Origin of the sequence: Micromonospora sp. NPDC051925, from assembly GCF_044548625.1 — a bacterium.
Classification (GTDB): Bacteria; Actinomycetota; Actinomycetes; order Mycobacteriales; family Micromonosporaceae; genus Micromonospora.
In genome coordinates this window covers 588,860-605,005 of record NZ_JBIUCH010000001.1, presented here as the reverse complement: position 1 = coordinate 605,005, position 16,146 = coordinate 588,860, and the positions used below count along the sequence as shown (strand labels likewise).

The window sequence follows — 16,146 nt, the reverse complement described above, 5'->3', positions numbered from 1 at the left end:
CACCTCGGGGCGCGGCTCACCGCACCCCGACCCGGGGCTCAGGGCAGTTGGGCCACCGTGACGAACTCGTTGTAGGTGAAGACCTTGCCCATCGACCGGGGGAACGGGAAGGAGTACTGCTTGACCACCGTCATGCCGAGATCCCGGGCGGCCTGCGCGGCCTCGTCGAAGCCGACGAACCGGACATGGGTGGCGTCGCTGGCGTAGCCACGCTCCTGCGGGGTGATGAAGACCGCGGTGCCGCCGGAACGCAGGAACGGCAGGTAGCCGGCGATGACCTCCAGGGCCGCCTCGGCGGGAAGGTGCTCCAGCAGGTGGGCGGCGAGCAGCGCGTCGAAGGCGCCGGGCCGGGCGTGCGGGGACCGGTGGAACTCCTCGATCGTGTACGCCTCCAGCCCGGCGGCCCGGGCGTGCGCCACCGAGGTCGGGTTGTGGTCCACCCCGACCGCGCCCTCGCCCAGGTTGGCCAGGTTGCGGCCGAGCCCGCAGCCGACGTCGAGGGTACGGCCCAGGTCGAGCCGCTGGAGGTTCCACCGGTACGGCGCCTGTACGTCGAGCACCTGCTTCCAGCGCGCGCCACCGAGGCGTTGCAACCGCTGGGTGTAGTCCTCACCCTCGGTGCCCGCCGCGGTGTCCTGCTCTGCTCGACTCATCGCCGGCCCCTCTGCCCGTCGCGGAAACGTCGCCACCCGGCAGCGTGCGAAAGGACGCCGCCGGCCGTCGGGTGCCCGCACCGACGCGGGCACCCGACAGATGCTACGGATCCGGACGGACATCGTCAGCCCCCGGGCGCGGCGGTTTGGCACCGGGCCGAGCCTGGTCGCGTTGGGTGAGCCTGGGGTCGACCCTGGGTGCCGGTCGGTCCTGCTCCACCCCCGGCTGGTCACCACGATGGACGCGGAGAGGCGGACCGCCAGGAACGGCCCGTCGACCTGGTGGCGACCGAAGGGGCGCGGCCGGGTCACCGGCTGCCGGCCCACTACCCCGCACCCGGTCACGCCGCGTACGCGCCGGGGATCGCCCCCGCCGGGTCGGCGTGTTAGCTGCCAGCACGAAACGGGCGCAAGGTGGATTCAACTCTTTCAATGATCAATAACAAGATATAGACCGATTTTTTGGTACGATCGAGCCCGGTACTCCCCGGAAGTGACGCCATGGGTGACCGGATTGTCTCTCCGGCCGGGCCGCGGCGGGTCAGCCTCGAGTCCCGGTCCTGCTCGACCACGGTCCCGGTGATGTCCTCCACGTCGTGCTGAGGTTCTGATGTCGATTCCACTGGCCTGCCAGGAGCAACTGCTCCCGGGCACCGACCTGGCCCAGAAGTTCGCCCTCGCCGTCGCCCTCGGCTACGACGGCATCGAGCTGCGCGGGCGGGGCGACCTCGCCTTCGCCGGCCGGCTGCCGGAGCTGCGCCGGGCCCGCGCCCGAGGGGTGGTGATGCCGACGGTCTGCGTGGAGATGGACCACTTCATCGGCGACTTCGACCCGGCCCGCTCCCGGGACGCGGTACGCAACCTGCGCTCCCAACTCACCGTCATCGCCGAACTCGGCGGCGTCGGCGCGATGACCCCGGCCGCCTGGGGGATGTTCTCCCGGCGGCTGCCACCGTTCGAGCCGCCCCGGCTGCCGGCCGGTGACCGTCAGGTACTCGTCGACGCGCTGGGCGCCCTCGGCGAGCACGCCCGCGCCGAGGGGGTCACCCTCTTTCTGGAACCGCTCAACCGGTACGAGGACCACATGGTCAACCGGCTCGACGACGCGGTGGCGCTCTGCGCGGCCGTCGGCCTGCCCTCGGTGCGGGTGGTCGCCGACACCTTCCACATGAACATCGAGGAGGACGACGTGCACGCCGCCCTGCGTTACGCCGCGCCCTACCTCGGGCACGTGCAGGTCAGCGACTCCAACCGGCACCAGCCGGGGGCCGGGCACCTGGACTGGCCCGCGCTGGTGCGTACCCTGTGCGACCTCGGCTACCCGGGCTGGCTGACCCTGGAGTGCCGGCTGCGCGGCGATCCGGTCCGCGCGTTGCAGCAGGCGGCCACCGTGCTGCGGCACGCCGAGCCGAGGCGGGCGGTGGCGTGAGCGCCGACCCGACCGATTCCACCGATGCCGTCGAGCCGGTGGCGTCGGCCCGGCCCGGTGCCGTCGGCCCGGTCGATCTGGTGGGCTCGGTGCGGCCCGGTGGTGGTCCGGTCGTGCCGACCCGGCCTGTCGTCGACCCGGCAGTTCCGGGGCAGCCCGGTCCGGCGCGGATCGGGGGTGCCGCGCGGGCGGGGGCGGCACGGACGGAGGCGCTGCGTCGACTGGCGATCGGCACCCTCGAGGCCAACTGGGAACACGACCACACGGTGCCGTCTCGCACCCTCTACCCGCACCAGTGGAGCTGGGACTCGGCATTCATCGCCGTCGGACTGGCCCACGTCCGGCCCGACCGGGCCTGGCGGGAGCTGCGGAGCCTGTTCGCCGCCCAGTGGGCCGACGGCCGGGTGCCGCACATCGTGTTCCACCCGGCGCTGCCGGTCGGGTCGTACTTTCCCGGGCCACAGTTCTGGGCGTCCACCGTCGCCGACGGTGCGCCGGCCGTCGCGACCTCCGGGATCGTCCAGCCTCCGGTGCACGCCCCGGCCGCCTGGCTGGTCCATCGGCGTGCGCCGTCCGAGGCGTCGGTGCGGCAGTTGCGTCGGCTCTACCCGAGGCTGGTGGCCCAGCAGCGGTACCTGACCACCCGGCGGGACCTCGGCGGTGGCGGGCTGGCCTGCCTGGTGCATCCCTGGGAGTCGGGACTGGACAACAGCCCGGCCTGGGACGCCCCACTGGCGGCGGTGCCCGCCGACCTCGCGGTGATGCGGGCGTACCGGCGGCACGACACCGCCCAGGCCGCCGTCGCGCACCGCCCGACCGACCTCGACTACGCGCGGTACGTCGCGTTGGTCGGCTCCTACCGCCGCCGCGCCTACGTCGACGCCGACCTGACCGACCGGCACCCGTTCCTGGTGGAGTGCCCGCTGTTCAACGCCGCGCTCGGCGCGGCCGAACACGCCCTGGCCCGGATCGCCGACGTGGTCGGTGCCGACCCGGGCCCGCACCGGGACCGGGCCGCGCGGATCACCCGGGCCGTCGTCGACCGGCTGTACGACCCGGTCACCGGCGCCTTCCACCCGCGTGACCTGCGTACCGGACGGCTGCTGCCGGTTCGGACGGTGCTCGGGCTACTGCCCCTGATCCTGCCCGACCTGCCTCCCCGGCAGGTGGACGCGGTGCTGGCCGAGGCGTGTTCGCCCCGCTTCGGACTGGCGGCCCGGATGGCCCGCCCGCTGCCCAGCCACGACCGGACCGCGCCCGACTTCGAGCCGGTGCGCTACTGGCGCGGCCCGGCCTGGCTGAACATCGCCTGGCTGCTCTGGCAGGGGCTGCGCCTGCACCGTCGACCCGACCTGGCGGCCGGGCTGCGCGAGTCGATGGTGTCCACGGTCGCCACCGGTGGCTGCCACGAGTACTTCCACCCGGACACCTCGGCCGGGCTCGGCTCGGCGGCGTTCAGCGGGACGGCCGCGCTGCTGCTCGACGCCCTGGCCGAAGAGTGAACCGGACCGTCAGGCGATGCCGGCGGTAGTGCCGCTCCCGCGCCAGGCGGTGGGAGAGCAGGTGCCGCCGCAGGTACGCGACCCGGCAGCGGGGCCGACGCGATCGGCCCTGAGGCCGTCCGGCCGGGTGCCCTCAGGCCGGCTCGGGCGGGTCGGCGAGGTCGGCCTCCGTCGGTTCCTGCGGCTCGGCCACCCAGGCGGAGAAGACCGGCACCCCGTGCCACGGTCCGGTCCCGCCGTCGCGCTGGTCGGTGGCCACCGCCAGCACCGCGTACGGGTGCCCGAAGCGCAGCTCGGCGGTTCGCCGGACGCCTTCCGGTGGGAGACTGACCAGGGCGAACGCCCCGGTCACCGCCGCGGCCTCGAAGCCGTACCGGCCGTAGTGGGCCACCGCCGCCTGGCGGGCCTCGACGCCCACCTCCGTGCCGAGCAACCCGCCCAGTGACCGGGCCAGCGCCGGGAAACCCAGGCCGGGGGCGGTCAGGTCGTGCTCGTCCTGCGCCGACCAGCAGGGCAGCACCGCATGATGGCGCTCCTCCCGGCCGTCGCGGGCGTAGGTGCGGACCCGCTCCTCGCGGAGTGTCCCGAGCGGTCCCGCACCCAGCGGCAGGTCGAACAGCGACCGGCGACCCGGCTCACCGTCCACCGCTGCGCGGGCCAGCTCGTAGCCGGCGGCGAGCACGTCGGCCGGCCGGACCGCCGGGTCGGCGACGACCGAGAGCACCACCAGTCCGGCCCCGTCGCGCTCCACCGCCGCGACGGCGTGCACGGCGACGTCACCGGCCGCCCCGGTCGACGCGATCCAGGCCCGGTGCCCGTGCTCCGGGGTACGCAACGCCCGGCTCAGCCGGCCGGCCCAGCCGCCGGGCCGCTGCGGGCCACCGCCGTCCCCGGTGGGCCGGTCCGGGCTGCTACCCGTGCCCGCGGGCCTGTTCCTGTCGCCCGTCCTGTCGCCCGGCCCGGTTCCGCGTCCTGGCCTACTTCCGTCGCCCTGCTCGCTCCCGTCGACGGGCCGGTCGGCGTCGAGCGGGTCGCGGCCGAGCGCCGAGCCGGGCACCAGGTCGAACGGGGCGGCCCAGGAGATCCGGGTGGCCAGGACGCCGGCCAGCGCCAGCAGCACGCTGGGGGAGACGGTCAGCGGGAACCGGTCGATCAGCCCGAGGGTGTGCTCGCGGGCCCAGGCATCCAGGCCCGCCTGGTCGGGCAGCGGGCCGGTGGCGGTGGCCCGGGGCAGCCCGTCCTGCCAGCCGGTCAGCTTCCCGGTGTCGGTGCCGGGGCGGTGCCAGACCGCGGTGGCCGACGGCGTCAGCGGGTGCGGTCGGTCCAGCAGCGCGGCGGCCGTCGCCGCAGCGGTCTCCGCGTCGACGCCGAGCACGTCGACCAGCTCGGACCGGACCGGGCCGGTGGCGGCCGGCGCGGCGAGCGCCAGCAACAGCCAGGCGCCGAGCGGGGAGGCGACGTGGTGCCGGTCGCCGATGTCGGCGTGCAGCCGGGCGGCGTACCGGGCCAGCGGGGCGTACGGGATCGTCGTCATGCCTTCCACTGTGCCCACCGTTCGCGCCGGTGGCACCCGGGTCAGGACCAGAGTTCGAACGGTTCGTCGATCTGGTCGCCGGCCAGGAAGCCGGTGAGCAGTTCGGGCAGCCGCCCCGGGTAGAACCGGGCGGTGCTGGCGACGATCTCCCCGGCCGTCCACCAACGGAAGCCGAAGTAGTCCTCCACCTCGTAGTCGAGACGGGCGGCGCCGTCGATGTCGGGTGCGGCGGCGTCGAGCCGTACCGTCAGCACCACCTCGTCCTGGACGTGCCGCAACCGGCGGTGGATGAAACTGGCCCGCCGCCGCCAGGTCGGCGGGCCGAGCTGCGCGGCGGTGACCACGAAGCCGGTCTCCTCCCGCAGTTCGCGCAGTGCGGTCTGCGCATACGTCTCACCGGGGTCGACGCCCCCACCGGGCAGCTCCCACCAGGTGCCGAGCCGGGGGTGCTCCGGGTCGCGGGTGTGGAACAGCAGGATCAGGTCGTCCCGGTCGCAGACCACCAGCCGGACGGCGGTGCGTTCGATCACCGGCAGGTCCCGGGGCAGTTCGGTCATGCGTCTCCCTCGACGGGGCACCGTCCGGGCGGTGCCGGTGCGATGATGCTGATCATGGCGGAGGTCTTCGGTGAGGTGGCGGCCGACTACGACGAGGCTCGGCCGGGTTATCCGGTCGCGCTCGCCGAGGCCATCCTCGCCTATCACGGCGGGCCACCGGCCGGGCTGGTCGAGGTCGGCGCGGGCACCGGCCTGGCCACCGCCCTGCTGGTCGGCCTTGCTGCCACAGCCGGCGGGACCGAACCGACCCGCCGCGACGCGGCCGGCGGGACCGAACCGACCCGTGACGCGGCCGGGCCGGAACGTGCCGAGCCGGCCGGGGTGACCTGTGTCGAGCCGGACGCGCGGATGGCGGCGGTGCTGGCCGCCCGGTTCCCCGACGTCGAGGTGGTGGTGGCCCGGTTCGAGCAGTGGTCGCCACCGCCCGGCGGGGTGCCGCTGCTGGCCTGCGCGCTGGCCTGGCACTGGCTCGACCCGGCCACCCGCAACCGGCGGGCCCACGACGCGCTGGTCCCCGGCGGCACCCTGGCCGTCTTCGCCCATCGCTACGACTACGTCGACCCGGCGCAGGCGGCCGCGATCCGGGCGGCCTTCGAGTCGGTCGACCCGGTGCCCCACCACGACCAGCCGGAGGACTGGTTCCACGCCGACATCACCGCCAGCGGGCTCTTCGCCGACGTGCGGTCGGTGGCCTTGCGCCGCGCGGTGCCGCTGAGCACGGCGGCGTACCAGCGGCTGGTCGGCACCTTCTCGCCGCAGCTTCGCCGGCCACCGGAGCTGCGGCGACGGGTCCTCGCGGCGATCGGGGACACGGTCGAGGGCTTCGGCGGCACGGTCACCCTGGACCTGCGTACCACGCTGGTGCTGGCCCGCCGGCCGGCGTGACGAAACCGGTGGGCGCGTCGTGTCGATCCACGCCGTTCCCGTTCGACCTGAGGGTGAGAGGGTCGAGCGGAGACCCGGCAGCGAGGAGCGAAGATGGCGAAGTTCATGCTGATCATGCGGGGTACGGACGAATCCGTCGCGAAGATGATGGAGACGCCCTTCGAGGAGATGCTGGAGACGGTGGGGCGGTTCAACGAGGAGCTGATCCGCGCGGGCGTGCTGGTGGCCGCCGAGGGCCTGGAAGATCCCGCCCAGGGCGTGGTGGTCGACTACAGCGGTGAGACGCCGGTGGTCACCGACGGCCCCTACGGCGAGACGAAGGAGCTGTTCGGCGGCTTCTACCTGCTCGACGTGGCGTCGAAGGAGGAGGCCGTCGAGTGGGCCCGGCGGATGCCGGCGATCAGCGGCAGCAAGTGCGAGGTCCGCCGGGTGCCGGGCATCGACGAGTTCCCGCAGGACAACGAGTGGATCGTCAGGGAGCGGGCGTGGCGCGAGCGGACCGGCCAGCTCTGACGCCCGTGGCCACCGGCGGCCCGCCGGGTGCCGAGTCGGCGCGGCGGGCCGTCGAGGCGGTCTGGCGGATCGAGGCCGCCCGGATCGTCGGGGCGCTGGCCCGCTACACCGGCGACTTCGCGCTCGCCGAGGACGTCGCGCAGGAGGCGGTGGCGGAGGCGCTGGTCGGCTGGGCGCGTGACGGCGTGCCGGCGAACCCGGTGGGCTGGCTGCTCACCACCGCCCGGCGGCGCGCGGTCGACAGTTTCCGTCGGCGGGCGGCGCTCGACGCGCGGTACGCGGTGCTCGCCGGCCAGCTCGCCGAGGGTACGAGTTCGGGCGGGCCGTCCTCCGACGACCTACCGTGGGATCCCGACCGGGTCGACGACGACGTCCTCGCGCTGATGTTCGTGGCCTGCCATCCGGTGCTCTCGCCCGAGGCCCGGCTGGCCCTGACGCTGCGGGTGGTCGGCGGTCTGTCGAGCGAGGAGATCGCCCGGGCGCTGCTGGCGCCGGTGCCCACGGTCCAGGCACGGATCACCCGGGCGAAGAAGACGATCGCCGCGGCGGGGGTGCCGTTCGCGCTGCCCCCGGCACCGGAGCGGCGGGAGCGGCTCGGCGCGGTCCTGAACGTGCTCTATGTGATCTTCACCGAGGGGTCGACGGCGACGACCGGTGACCAGCTGCTCCGCCCCGACCTGGCGTACGAGGCGATTCGGCTGGCCCGGACACTGGCCGCGCTGCTGCCCACCGAGCCGGAGGTGCACGGTCTGCTCGCCCTGTGCGAGCTGACGGCCGCGCGGTTCCCGGCCCGTACCGGGCCCGACGGTGAGGCGGTGCTCCTGGCGGATCAGGACCGACGTCGGTGGGACAGGTCGGCGATCCGGCGGGGACTGGCGGCGCTCGGCCGGGCCTCGGCGCTGGGGCGGGGCCTCGGACCGTACGGGTTGCAGGCGTCGATCGCCGCCTGCCACGCCCGCGCCTCCTCGGTGCCGGAGACCGACTGGGCCCGGGTGGTGCTCCTCTACGAGGCGCTCGGCCGGGTGGCCCCGTCGCCGGTCGTCGAGCTCAACCGGGCCGTCGCCGTGGCGATGGCCGACGGGCCGCAGCAGGCGCTGTCCGTGGTGGACGAGCTGGCCGCTGCCGGCCGCCTGGCGGGGTCGTACCTGCTGCCGAGCGTGCGGGGCGAGCTGCTCGCGCGGCTCGGCCGGACCGCCGAGGCGCGGGCCGAGCTGGACCTCGCCGCCCGGCTGTGCCGCAACGTGCGGGAGCGGTCGGTGCTGCTGCGCAAGGCGGACGCCCTCGGCAGGTGATTCCGGCGGGGTGGCGGTAGGCTGCCCGCCGTGGCAGGTCTGTTGAGGAACATGGCGGCCCGGCTCGGTCGGGCGACCGGCGCGGTCGGCGCGCAGCGGGGCACCCCCGGTGCGATCCCGGCGCAGGTGGCCCGGCGGCGGCAGGTCAGCGCCCTGCAACGACGGGAGCTGTCGTACGCGCCGGAGCCGGACGGGCAGGCCGACCCGGGGGAGATCGTCTGGACCTGGGTGCCCTACGAGGACGACCCGAAGCAGGGCAAGGACCGCCCGGTGCTGGTCGTCGGCCGGGCCAGCCGCACCCTGTTCGGGCTGATGCTCTCCAGCCAGAGCGAGCGGGACGGCCAGCGGCACTGGCTGGCGCTGGGCCCGGGGGAGTGGGACCGCGACGCCCGCCCCAGCTGGGTACGCCTGGACCGGGTGCTCACCATGCGGGAGGACAGCATCCGCCGGGAGGGCGCGGTGCTGGACCGCGGTCGTTTCGACCGGGTCGGGCAGGCGCTGCGGGCCGGTTACGGCTGGCGCTGAGCCGCCGGCACGGTCTCCGCCTGCTGCCGTGACGGGGTGCGCTTCAACACTCGGCGAGGCGGGCCGCGTCGAGCAGTTGCCGGGGTGACTGCCGGCTGGTGACGCCCTTCGCCCGGTACATTGCGGCGTCGGCCCGGCACAGCGCGTCGGCCAGTTGGGTGGGGCCGGTGACCGGGGCGAGCCCGACCGAGGCGGTGACCCGGACGCTGCACGGGCCCAGCGGGATGGGGGCGGCCAGCGCCTCGCAGAGCCGCCGGGTGGCGTGGTCGATCCAGCGTCGGTCTACCGACGGGCTGGCCAGCAGACCGGCGAACTCGTCGCCGCCGAGCCGCGCGACCAGGTTGTCACCGGCGAAGGCGGCCAGCCGCTGGGCGACGCTGATCAGCACCTGGTCACCGGCGGCGTGCCCGTAGCGGTCGTTGACCTGCTTGAAGTCGTTGAGGTCGAGGACCACCGCGATGAGGGGCTGCCCGCCGGCGTCGGTGAGCAGGGCGGCGGCCAGCCGGTAGAAGGCCCGCCGGTTGGGTAGCCCGGTGAGTGAGTCGTGGCTGGCGGCGTGCCGTTCGGCGGCCAGTTCGGCCTGGAGGTGCTCCAGTTCCGCCTCGGCCTGTAGGGCCCGGCGGCGCAGCTGCCACACCGAGACCAGGGCCCCGGCTGCGGAGACGCCGGACGCGACGGTCAACGGATCCGGCACGGGTCCTCCCTCGCGGTGTCGGCGTACGGCCCGCGCGGCGGCGGCCGTCGTGCCGCGCCGGGCCCTCGTTTCCCCAGGTGAATGCCCTGGTGGTAGTAACCCAAAGTGAACGGATAAGTACCGCGCACGTTGGGTTATCATGCTCGCTGTCCGATGCAGATGCAATAGCAGATGCACGTGCAGCACGGCCGGATCTGATGTCGCGCAGCCCCTCCAACCCTGCACCATCCCTTCGCGACAGTGGGTCCGCACCTCGACAGAAAGACATCCATGCAGCAGCCTGAGAACGGCGTCCCCACCACCCAGCTGCCCCCCCTGAGGTGGGAGAAGAGCCGGCGGAGCAACCCCAGCGGCAACTGCGTCGAGTTGGCGGAGCTTCCCGGCGGGGCCGGTATCGCCATGCGTAACTCACGCCACCCGGAGGGGCCCGCGCTGATCTACACGGTGGACGAGATAACGGCGTTCGTCCTCGGCGCGCGGGACGGCGACTTCGATCACCTGATCGACTGACGGCGTACGGTCCCGCCCACGGGACCGTATCCGTCCGGAGGATGTTCACCTCACCGTCGGTCCATGGCATGCTTACACGTCGGTCGGGCGGGGGCCCGGAGACCGTGATCGGGTGTGGGGATGCGCGGAGGGGCGGGGCACGTGACGATGGTTGCCGCCGAGGGGGGACCGGCCACCGGCCCCACGGTGTTGCGCATGCTGCTCGGCGCGCAGTTGCGCCGGCTGCGGGAGGCCAGCGGTGTCACGCGTGAGGGTGCCGGCTGGGAGATCCGTTCCTCGGAGTCGAAGATCAGCCGGATGGAGCTGGGTCGGGTCGGCTTCAAGGAACGCGACGTCGCCGACCTGCTCACCCTCTACGGGGTCACCGCCGTCGCCGAGCGGGACGCGTTGCTCAAACTGGCCCGCGACGCCAACAGCCCCGGCTGGTGGCATCGCTACGGCGACGTGCTGCCCGGCTGGTTCCAGTCCTACCTCGGCCTGGAGGCCGCCGCCGCGTTGATCCGCAGCTACGAGGTGCAGTTCGTTCCCGGTCTGCTCCAGACCCCGGAGTACGCCCGCGCGGTGGTCCTGCTCGGGCACCGGGGCGCTGCGGTCGAGGAGGTCGACCGTCGGGTGGAGCTGCGCATCCAGCGCCAGCAGTTGCTGCGCCGATCCGATCCGCCGCAGCTCTGGGCGGTGATCGACGAGGCCGTCCTGCGCCGGCCGATCGGCGGTCCCCAGGTGATGCGGGGGCAGTTGACCACGTTGATCGAGGTGACCCGTTCGCCGCACGTCCGACTGCAGATCATTCCGTTCGACGCCGGTGGCCACGCCGCGGCCGGTGGGGCCTTCACCATCCTGCGGTTCGGCGACGACGACCTGCCCGACGTCGTCTACATCGAGCAGCTGACCAGCGCGCTCTATCTCGACAAGCGTGAGGACCTGGACTACTACGCCGCGGCGATGGAGCGACTCTGCGTCGAGGCGACCCCGCCGGAGCAGACGCCGGAGGTCCTCACCCGACTGCGCGACGAGCTGTACCCGGAGTGACAGGCGACCGAGCCGCCGGGCCCACTCCGGTGACCTCTACGATGGTCGGAACCGGAGACAGTGGACGGACGCCATCGGTGGTAGATGGCGCGGAGTCATGGAGGACCCTGTGACCACCGATGCCCCGATGGGCACCGCCCAGCACCCCAGCGACCGCATCGACACCTCGGTAGCGCACCCGGCCCGCCGGTACAACTACTGGCTGGGAGGCAAGGACAACTTCCAGGCCGACCGCGAGTCCGGGGACGCGATGGCGGCGGCCTTTCCGACCGTCCGCACCGCCGCCCTGGAGAACCGCCGGTTCCTGCAACGCGCGGTCGCCTACCTGGCCGGCGAGGCCGGCATCCGGCAGTTCCTGGACATCGGCACCGGCATCCCGACGGCGAACAACACCCACGAGGTGGCCCAGGCCGTCGCCCCGGAGTCCCGGGTGGTCTACGTCGACAACGACCAATGGATGTCGGGTAGTATGCACATGTAGCTGGTTCTCCTGAATGGGGCTAGGCATGGCGCTCGGCGCAGGGTTCGTACGGGTCAGCACTGGTAGTCAGGACGAGGCGTCTCAGGTCAAGGTGGTCGAGGCTGACGCCGCCGAGCGTGGCATCACGATCGTCAAGTGGTTCAGGCTCCATGGTTACTCGGCGAGTCATGGGACGCAAGAGCCGGCGTTGCGTGAGGTGATCGCGGACATTCAGCGTGGCGACTACTCGACCTTGATTGTCACCGAGTCGTCTCGTCTTGACCGGCGGGAGGATTTGGACGCTCAGGCAGAGATTCTGCTGGCTATCCGGTCCGCTGGTGGCGACATCGTCTCTATCAGTGAGCCGCAGTTCGGACGGACCGATTTTGCGGGTCGTATCGTGACGCTTGTGGCGCAGCACGCGAATGCCGAGAAGTCCAAGTCGATCAAGCGTGACACGTATCGCGGAGTCATGATGATCCGTGACAACAAGGCGCACCATGGGCCGTTGCCCGCGTTCTGGGCGACGGAGGGTGTTCGGTACGCCAAGCAAGCGCGGTGTCAAGACCCTGCTGCTGTTGTGGACATCTACGAGCGTGTCGCTAACGGCGAATCTCTTTCCAGAGTGGGGCGCGCCTACGACCTTTACCCGAATTCGGTCAAGAACGTCATCCGTTTCACAGCGAACCACACGGGCGTTGTCGAGTGCACCTATACACACGAGGGTCAAACCGAGACGTGGGCGCACGCGGTTGAGCCGGTTGTCGATTCCGCGTTGTGGTGGCGCGCGAACAAGGTTCTGGACGCGAACATGGGCGAGAGCCGCGCCAACAAGGGTGGTCGGCCGGTCGCCAGTCCGGCGAACTGGATCTCCGGCATTCTCGACTGCCCCGAATGTGCGGGGAAGTTGTTCCTCAATGCTGGCCTGACACCGGCGAAGGACGCGCGTACGGGCAGGCCACGCGTGCAGAAGCCCCGCACGCCGAAGCTCCGCTGTGGTGGTCATGCCAAGCGACGCCTGTCCTGCGGCGAATTCAGGGGAATCGACGCTCAACCCGTCATCGACGTCGTTTCCGGCATGTTCGCCAGCGACACGACGGACATTCTCGCGTTCCAGCGAGTGGCGGGAAACGCGCACGAGTTGGACGAGATGCACGCCGGGCTCCGCAAGATACAGGCTCGACTGTCCGCCACCGAGGACGATGACGAGCTGGACACACTGGTGGCAGAGCGCAAGGCGATCAAAGCGCGCATCGAGGGACTCGTGATCGTTCCCGACAGCTTCGACTACGCACCCACGGGGCAGACGGTAGCCCAGATGTGGAATGCCGGTGATGACACTGTCAAGCGCGCGATGGTCCGCGCGGTCAAGGCATCCTGGGGAATGGTTCTAGCGGAGCATGATGGGCGGTGGGGAATCGCCGTCGGGACGGTTGACCGAGACGGTCCGACGGGCGCGATGGAGATCGTCGACCTTGGCAACGGCTTGTGTTTCCGGCGTTAGCAAGCAGAACGGCAGAGGCTCACCCGGCACTTCTCCGGGTGAGCCTCTGTTCGTTGCCGCTCGACGGTTAGTCAGGGTCGTTGTCTTGCGGAATGACGAGCACGATCTTTCCTGCCTCGATGTGCCTGAGCACGTTAGGGAGCCTGAAATCCCGAGGTTGGACGATCACGGTCGACGTCCCTGAGTTGTCCGCCGCCTCCTCGGTGCGCGCGTCGATGTCTGTCCGCCGGTCACCCGTGGTCCGGCGTTGCCGGGGCAGGCCGGGAGCGGGCATCGCCGCGAGCCGGGCTTGCATGATCGCCCGGTCCGCCGCTGACACGCCTGGCGTCGCCGGTCGTGTCGGTGCTCGGTTCGTTGTGGTGGAGGGGGGTTGGGCCAGCGGTGATGTCCCCCGTGCGTGGGGCTGGCCGGTCAGGGTGGGGGTGGGGGTGGGGTCGCTGTCCGGCTTCGCCGCGCTGTTCAGCGTCCCCCGGTCGCCTCGTGGGCGACGGCGCGGGTCAGGTGTCGTCTGGCTTGTGGCCATCGTCCTCCACAGTCGGTTCCGCTGGTTTCCGGTGTGCTGCGGTCATCGCTTTGCCTTTCCTTCGTTTGAGAATGACGCGGAGGCGTTACCACCCCCGCTACCCGTAGCCGCCGGTAACGGCCGCTTCCGGCACCAGGCGGAACAGGACGGAAGAGCCCGGAACAGGCCGGGAAATAGGGTGTGAGGAAGCTGACACTTTCCTGGCGCCTCATTCGCGCGACACGAGTTCCCGCACCGGGGCGTTACCGCCGTCGGTCGAGGGCTACGGGGCTACCGGTAGCGCTCAAACAGGCCGAGCAACGGCGTTACCAGCACGGCGGCACGGATGTGGCCCTGTCACCCGAGCGGACCGGCGGAACCCCGCGACACGCCCGTGGTGCTATTGGCGACCCGTTCCACGTTGTACCGTTTCGTATCGCGTCGTTCGCGACCCGTAGCGCAATGACGGTGACCATCCCCGTATCGCCGGCCTCGGACGAGCAAGCTGTAGTACCGGTTACCACATCTGCGCACGCGCGTTTCGGCGCGGAGCAAGATATGGCCTTTGGCCGCCAATCTCGCGGAGCAAGATATGGCGATTGCTTATCGATCTCGACCGGGCGCGGTCGAGATTCCGGGTGGCGAGCGTTGTCAGGGGTCGCCGGTTGTCTTGGCGAGTAGTGCGGTGATGAGGTCGGTCAGGGGGGTGGTGGTGTGGCGTTGGTGGTGGGGTAGACGTTCGTGGTGGTGGCAGCCGGGGCAGTCGGCGGTGTCGTTGGTGGGGATGGCGAGTCGGCAGCGGGCGCAGGCGGTGAGGTGTTCGTCGTCGAAGGCGGCAGCGAGGGTGGTGCGGTCGGTGCGCTGGCGTTGCCACCACGACAGGTTGCTCCACTGGGTGCTGGTCTGCTGGTCGCGCCACTGTGGGTACGTCGGTGGTGGTGTGTGGTCGCGGTGGTGGTCGGGTGGTTGCCAGTACGCCCATACCTGGGCTTGGGCTTGCTCGCGGGTGGGGGGTTGGTCGAGGCGGTGGTGTTCGGTGGGGGTGAGGAGGCGGTGTCCGGCGAGGCAGGCAGCCGCGTGGTACCAGGCGGGTCGGTCGCCGTGGGTGGTGGTCAGGTGGGCGAGGTGACGGACCTGGTGGGACCAGGCCGTGTGGTGCAGCCGGGTGAGGGTCGCGCGGAGGGTACTGGTGGTGTCGTCGTCGGGGTGTGGGTTGTTCTGTGACCAGGCGGCGACGGTGGTGAGGATCGTGTCGGTGTCGAGGTGAGGTGTGAACGGGTCGGCGCGGCGGGTTCGCGAATCCAGGAGGTAGCCGACGAGGTCGACGGCGGCGGGGCCGAGGAGCGGTCCGAGTTGTCTCAGCCGGTGGTGCAGCCGGCCGATCATGTGCTCCCGGTGCCGGCGGTCAGCGGCGTCCCGCTGGCGCTGGTAGGCGGGTTGGGCGGCGGCGCTGACGGTGGCGCGTTCGGTGAGGATGGCGGTGAGGGTCGTCTCGGCGGCTTCCGGGTCGGTGAGGGTCCAGACATGCTCGGCGGCGGTGCGGGCGGGGTCGCGGACGAGGCCGTTCGCGGCGATGACGAGCCGGGCGTGTTCGGCGATGAGGGCTTCGTCGTCCATCACGCGCCGGTAGTGGGCGGGTGTGTCGTCCTTGAGGTGGCGGGCGGTGGTGCGGGTGAAGGTGACGGCCCGGTGGGCGGTGGTGGTGAACAGCAGCAGGGGTGGGCAGTGCGGGAACCGGGTACGCCATGCCTCGTCGCGGGCGTAGGCGCGGTAGCGGTCGAGTTTGGCTCTGAGTTGGGTGTGGGTCATGGAGGCGAGGTCGATCTCGATGAACGCCGCGGTCGTCTGTCCGTCGGGGAGGGTGGCCTGGTAGACGGCGTCGGGGGTGAGGCGCTTGGTGGTGGTGCCGCCCCATGCGGAGGTGCGGCCTTCCCATTCCTGCCAGCAGGCCCGGTCGGTGGCCCACCCGGTCATGGTGAGTCCGGCGGGTGGGCCGTGGTCGCGTAGGGCGAGCCATACCTCGGTGATCGTGGCCGAGTGGGCGCTGAACATGGCCGAGGGACGGCGGCCGTCACCGGGAGCGGTGCCGGTGACCAGGCGGGCACCAGCGGGGCGCAACCACCAATGATGCGGTGCGCTGCCGCTCTGCCGTCCGGGCCGGTCGAAGTCGACCAGACCAGCGGCACGGAGCTGTTCGAGCCGGTACAACACCGTCCGCGCCGGGGTGCCCGTGGCGCGGGCGGCCTGGTCGGTGGTCATGACCCGGTGGTCATTGAGCAGGAGCAGAAGGGCTTCGCTGGGGCCACCGGAGGCCCGCAGCCGGTGAGACACACCGGAGGACATCAGCCTTGCTCCTTTCGCTGTAGCGCTGATATAGCGCCCCTGGGGGAAGAGAGATGACATCTATGTCAGTCGCCGGTCCGACAATGACCGACGAAGCAGGGGTGACCTGCGTGTTCACCGCCTGTCGGGTTGCCGATCGGGTGCAGAGCAATCCGCAAACCCTGACAGACCGGGAAGAGGTGACACGAGCGTCAACCCCCACGGAGTTGACTTC

14 protein-coding genes and 1 pseudogene are annotated in these 16,146 nt (G+C 71.9%); 10 read left to right on the top strand and 5 right to left on the bottom strand.

Features of this window, described 5'->3' with window-relative positions; translation table 11 throughout:
* Positions 1-38: 38 nt before the first annotated feature.
* On the bottom strand, positions 39-653 hold the full coding sequence (locus tag ACIG87_RS02795) for a methyltransferase domain-containing protein (RefSeq protein ID WP_396847506.1): 615 nt from the start codon (positions 651-653) through the stop codon (positions 39-41).
* A gap of 610 nt (positions 654-1,263) precedes the next feature.
* Here ACIG87_RS02795 and ACIG87_RS02790 point away from each other — a divergent pair.
* Both ACIG87_RS02790 and ACIG87_RS02785 read left to right on the top strand, forming a co-directional pair.
* The gene (locus ACIG87_RS02790; protein ID WP_396847504.1) at positions 1,264-2,082 is read left to right on the top strand and encodes a sugar phosphate isomerase/epimerase family protein; all 819 of its coding nucleotides are present in this window, start codon (positions 1,264-1,266) and stop codon (positions 2,080-2,082) included.
* Between the two features lie 170 nt (positions 2,083-2,252).
* The gene (locus tag ACIG87_RS02785; protein ID WP_396847608.1) at positions 2,253-3,584 is read left to right on the top strand and encodes an MGH1-like glycoside hydrolase domain-containing protein; all 1,332 of its coding nucleotides are present in this window, start codon (positions 2,253-2,255) and stop codon (positions 3,582-3,584) included.
* 133 nt (positions 3,585-3,717) lie between these two features.
* On the opposite strand, the gene ACIG87_RS02780 is transcribed toward ACIG87_RS02785, so the two are convergent.
* Together ACIG87_RS02780 and ACIG87_RS02775 are read right to left on the bottom strand one after the other, a co-directional pair.
* On the bottom strand, positions 3,718-5,118 hold the full coding sequence (locus ACIG87_RS02780) for a hypothetical protein (RefSeq protein ID WP_396847502.1): 1,401 nt from the start codon (positions 5,116-5,118) through the stop codon (positions 3,718-3,720).
* 41 nt (positions 5,119-5,159) lie between these two features.
* The gene (locus tag ACIG87_RS02775) at positions 5,160-5,675 is read right to left on the bottom strand and encodes an NUDIX hydrolase (RefSeq protein WP_396847500.1); all 516 of its coding nucleotides are present in this window, start codon (positions 5,673-5,675) and stop codon (positions 5,160-5,162) included.
* 42 nt (positions 5,676-5,717) lie between these two features.
* Here ACIG87_RS02775 and ACIG87_RS02770 point away from each other — a divergent pair, with 42 nt between their 5' ends.
* The 4 genes from ACIG87_RS02770 (at position 5,718) to ACIG87_RS02755 (ending at position 8,890) form a co-directional block, all read left to right on the top strand.
* Entirely contained in the window at positions 5,718-6,560 is an 843-nt protein-coding gene (locus ACIG87_RS02770; protein ID WP_396847498.1) for a class I SAM-dependent methyltransferase, read from the top strand.
* Between the two features lie 93 nt (positions 6,561-6,653).
* Complete coding sequence (locus ACIG87_RS02765; protein WP_396847496.1) at positions 6,654-7,073, top strand: YciI family protein; 420 nt, start codon at positions 6,654-6,656, stop codon at positions 7,071-7,073.
* 5 nt (positions 7,074-7,078) lie between these two features.
* Entirely contained in the window at positions 7,079-8,365 is a 1,287-nt protein-coding gene (locus tag ACIG87_RS02760) for an RNA polymerase sigma factor (protein ID WP_396847606.1), read from the top strand.
* 30 nt (positions 8,366-8,395) lie between these two features.
* Positions 8,396-8,890 (top strand): type II toxin-antitoxin system PemK/MazF family toxin, encoded by a 495-nt coding sequence (locus tag ACIG87_RS02755; protein WP_396847495.1) that lies wholly within the window; start codon positions 8,396-8,398, stop codon positions 8,888-8,890.
* Between the two features lie 43 nt (positions 8,891-8,933).
* On the opposite strand, the gene ACIG87_RS02750 is transcribed toward ACIG87_RS02755, so the two are convergent.
* On the bottom strand, positions 8,934-9,584 hold the full coding sequence (locus tag ACIG87_RS02750; RefSeq protein WP_396847493.1) for a GGDEF domain-containing protein: 651 nt from the start codon (positions 9,582-9,584) through the stop codon (positions 8,934-8,936).
* 270 nt (positions 9,585-9,854) lie between these two features.
* Between ACIG87_RS02750 and ACIG87_RS02745 the strand changes: the two genes are divergently transcribed.
* The 4 genes and pseudogenes from ACIG87_RS02745 to ACIG87_RS02730 all read left to right on the top strand — a co-directional run bounded on the left by ACIG87_RS02745 (position 9,855) and on the right by ACIG87_RS02730 (position 13,087).
* Positions 9,855-10,094 carry a DUF397 domain-containing protein gene (locus ACIG87_RS02745; protein ID WP_396847491.1) on the top strand — a complete coding sequence of 80 codons (240 nt, stop codon included), beginning with the start codon at positions 9,855-9,857 and terminating at the stop codon, positions 10,092-10,094.
* 147 nt (positions 10,095-10,241) lie between these two features.
* Positions 10,242-11,123 (top strand): helix-turn-helix domain-containing protein, encoded by an 882-nt coding sequence (locus ACIG87_RS02740; RefSeq protein ID WP_396847604.1) that lies wholly within the window; start codon positions 10,242-10,244, stop codon positions 11,121-11,123.
* A 97-nt stretch (positions 11,124-11,220) separates the two neighbouring features.
* Positions 11,221-11,574, top strand: a pseudogene (locus ACIG87_RS02735) (SAM-dependent methyltransferase); the annotation flags it as partial.
* A gap of 55 nt (positions 11,575-11,629) precedes the next feature.
* Positions 11,630-13,087: a recombinase family protein gene (locus tag ACIG87_RS02730; protein ID WP_396847489.1), complete on the top strand. Its 1,458-nt coding sequence runs from the start codon at positions 11,630-11,632 to the stop codon at positions 13,085-13,087.
* Positions 13,088-14,240: 1,153 nt separating this feature from the next.
* On the opposite strand, the gene ACIG87_RS02725 is transcribed toward ACIG87_RS02730, so the two are convergent.
* Positions 14,241-15,932: a replication-relaxation family protein gene (locus ACIG87_RS02725; protein WP_396847487.1), complete on the bottom strand. Its 1,692-nt coding sequence runs from the start codon at positions 15,930-15,932 to the stop codon at positions 14,241-14,243.
* Positions 15,933-16,146: the final 214 nt, after the last annotated feature.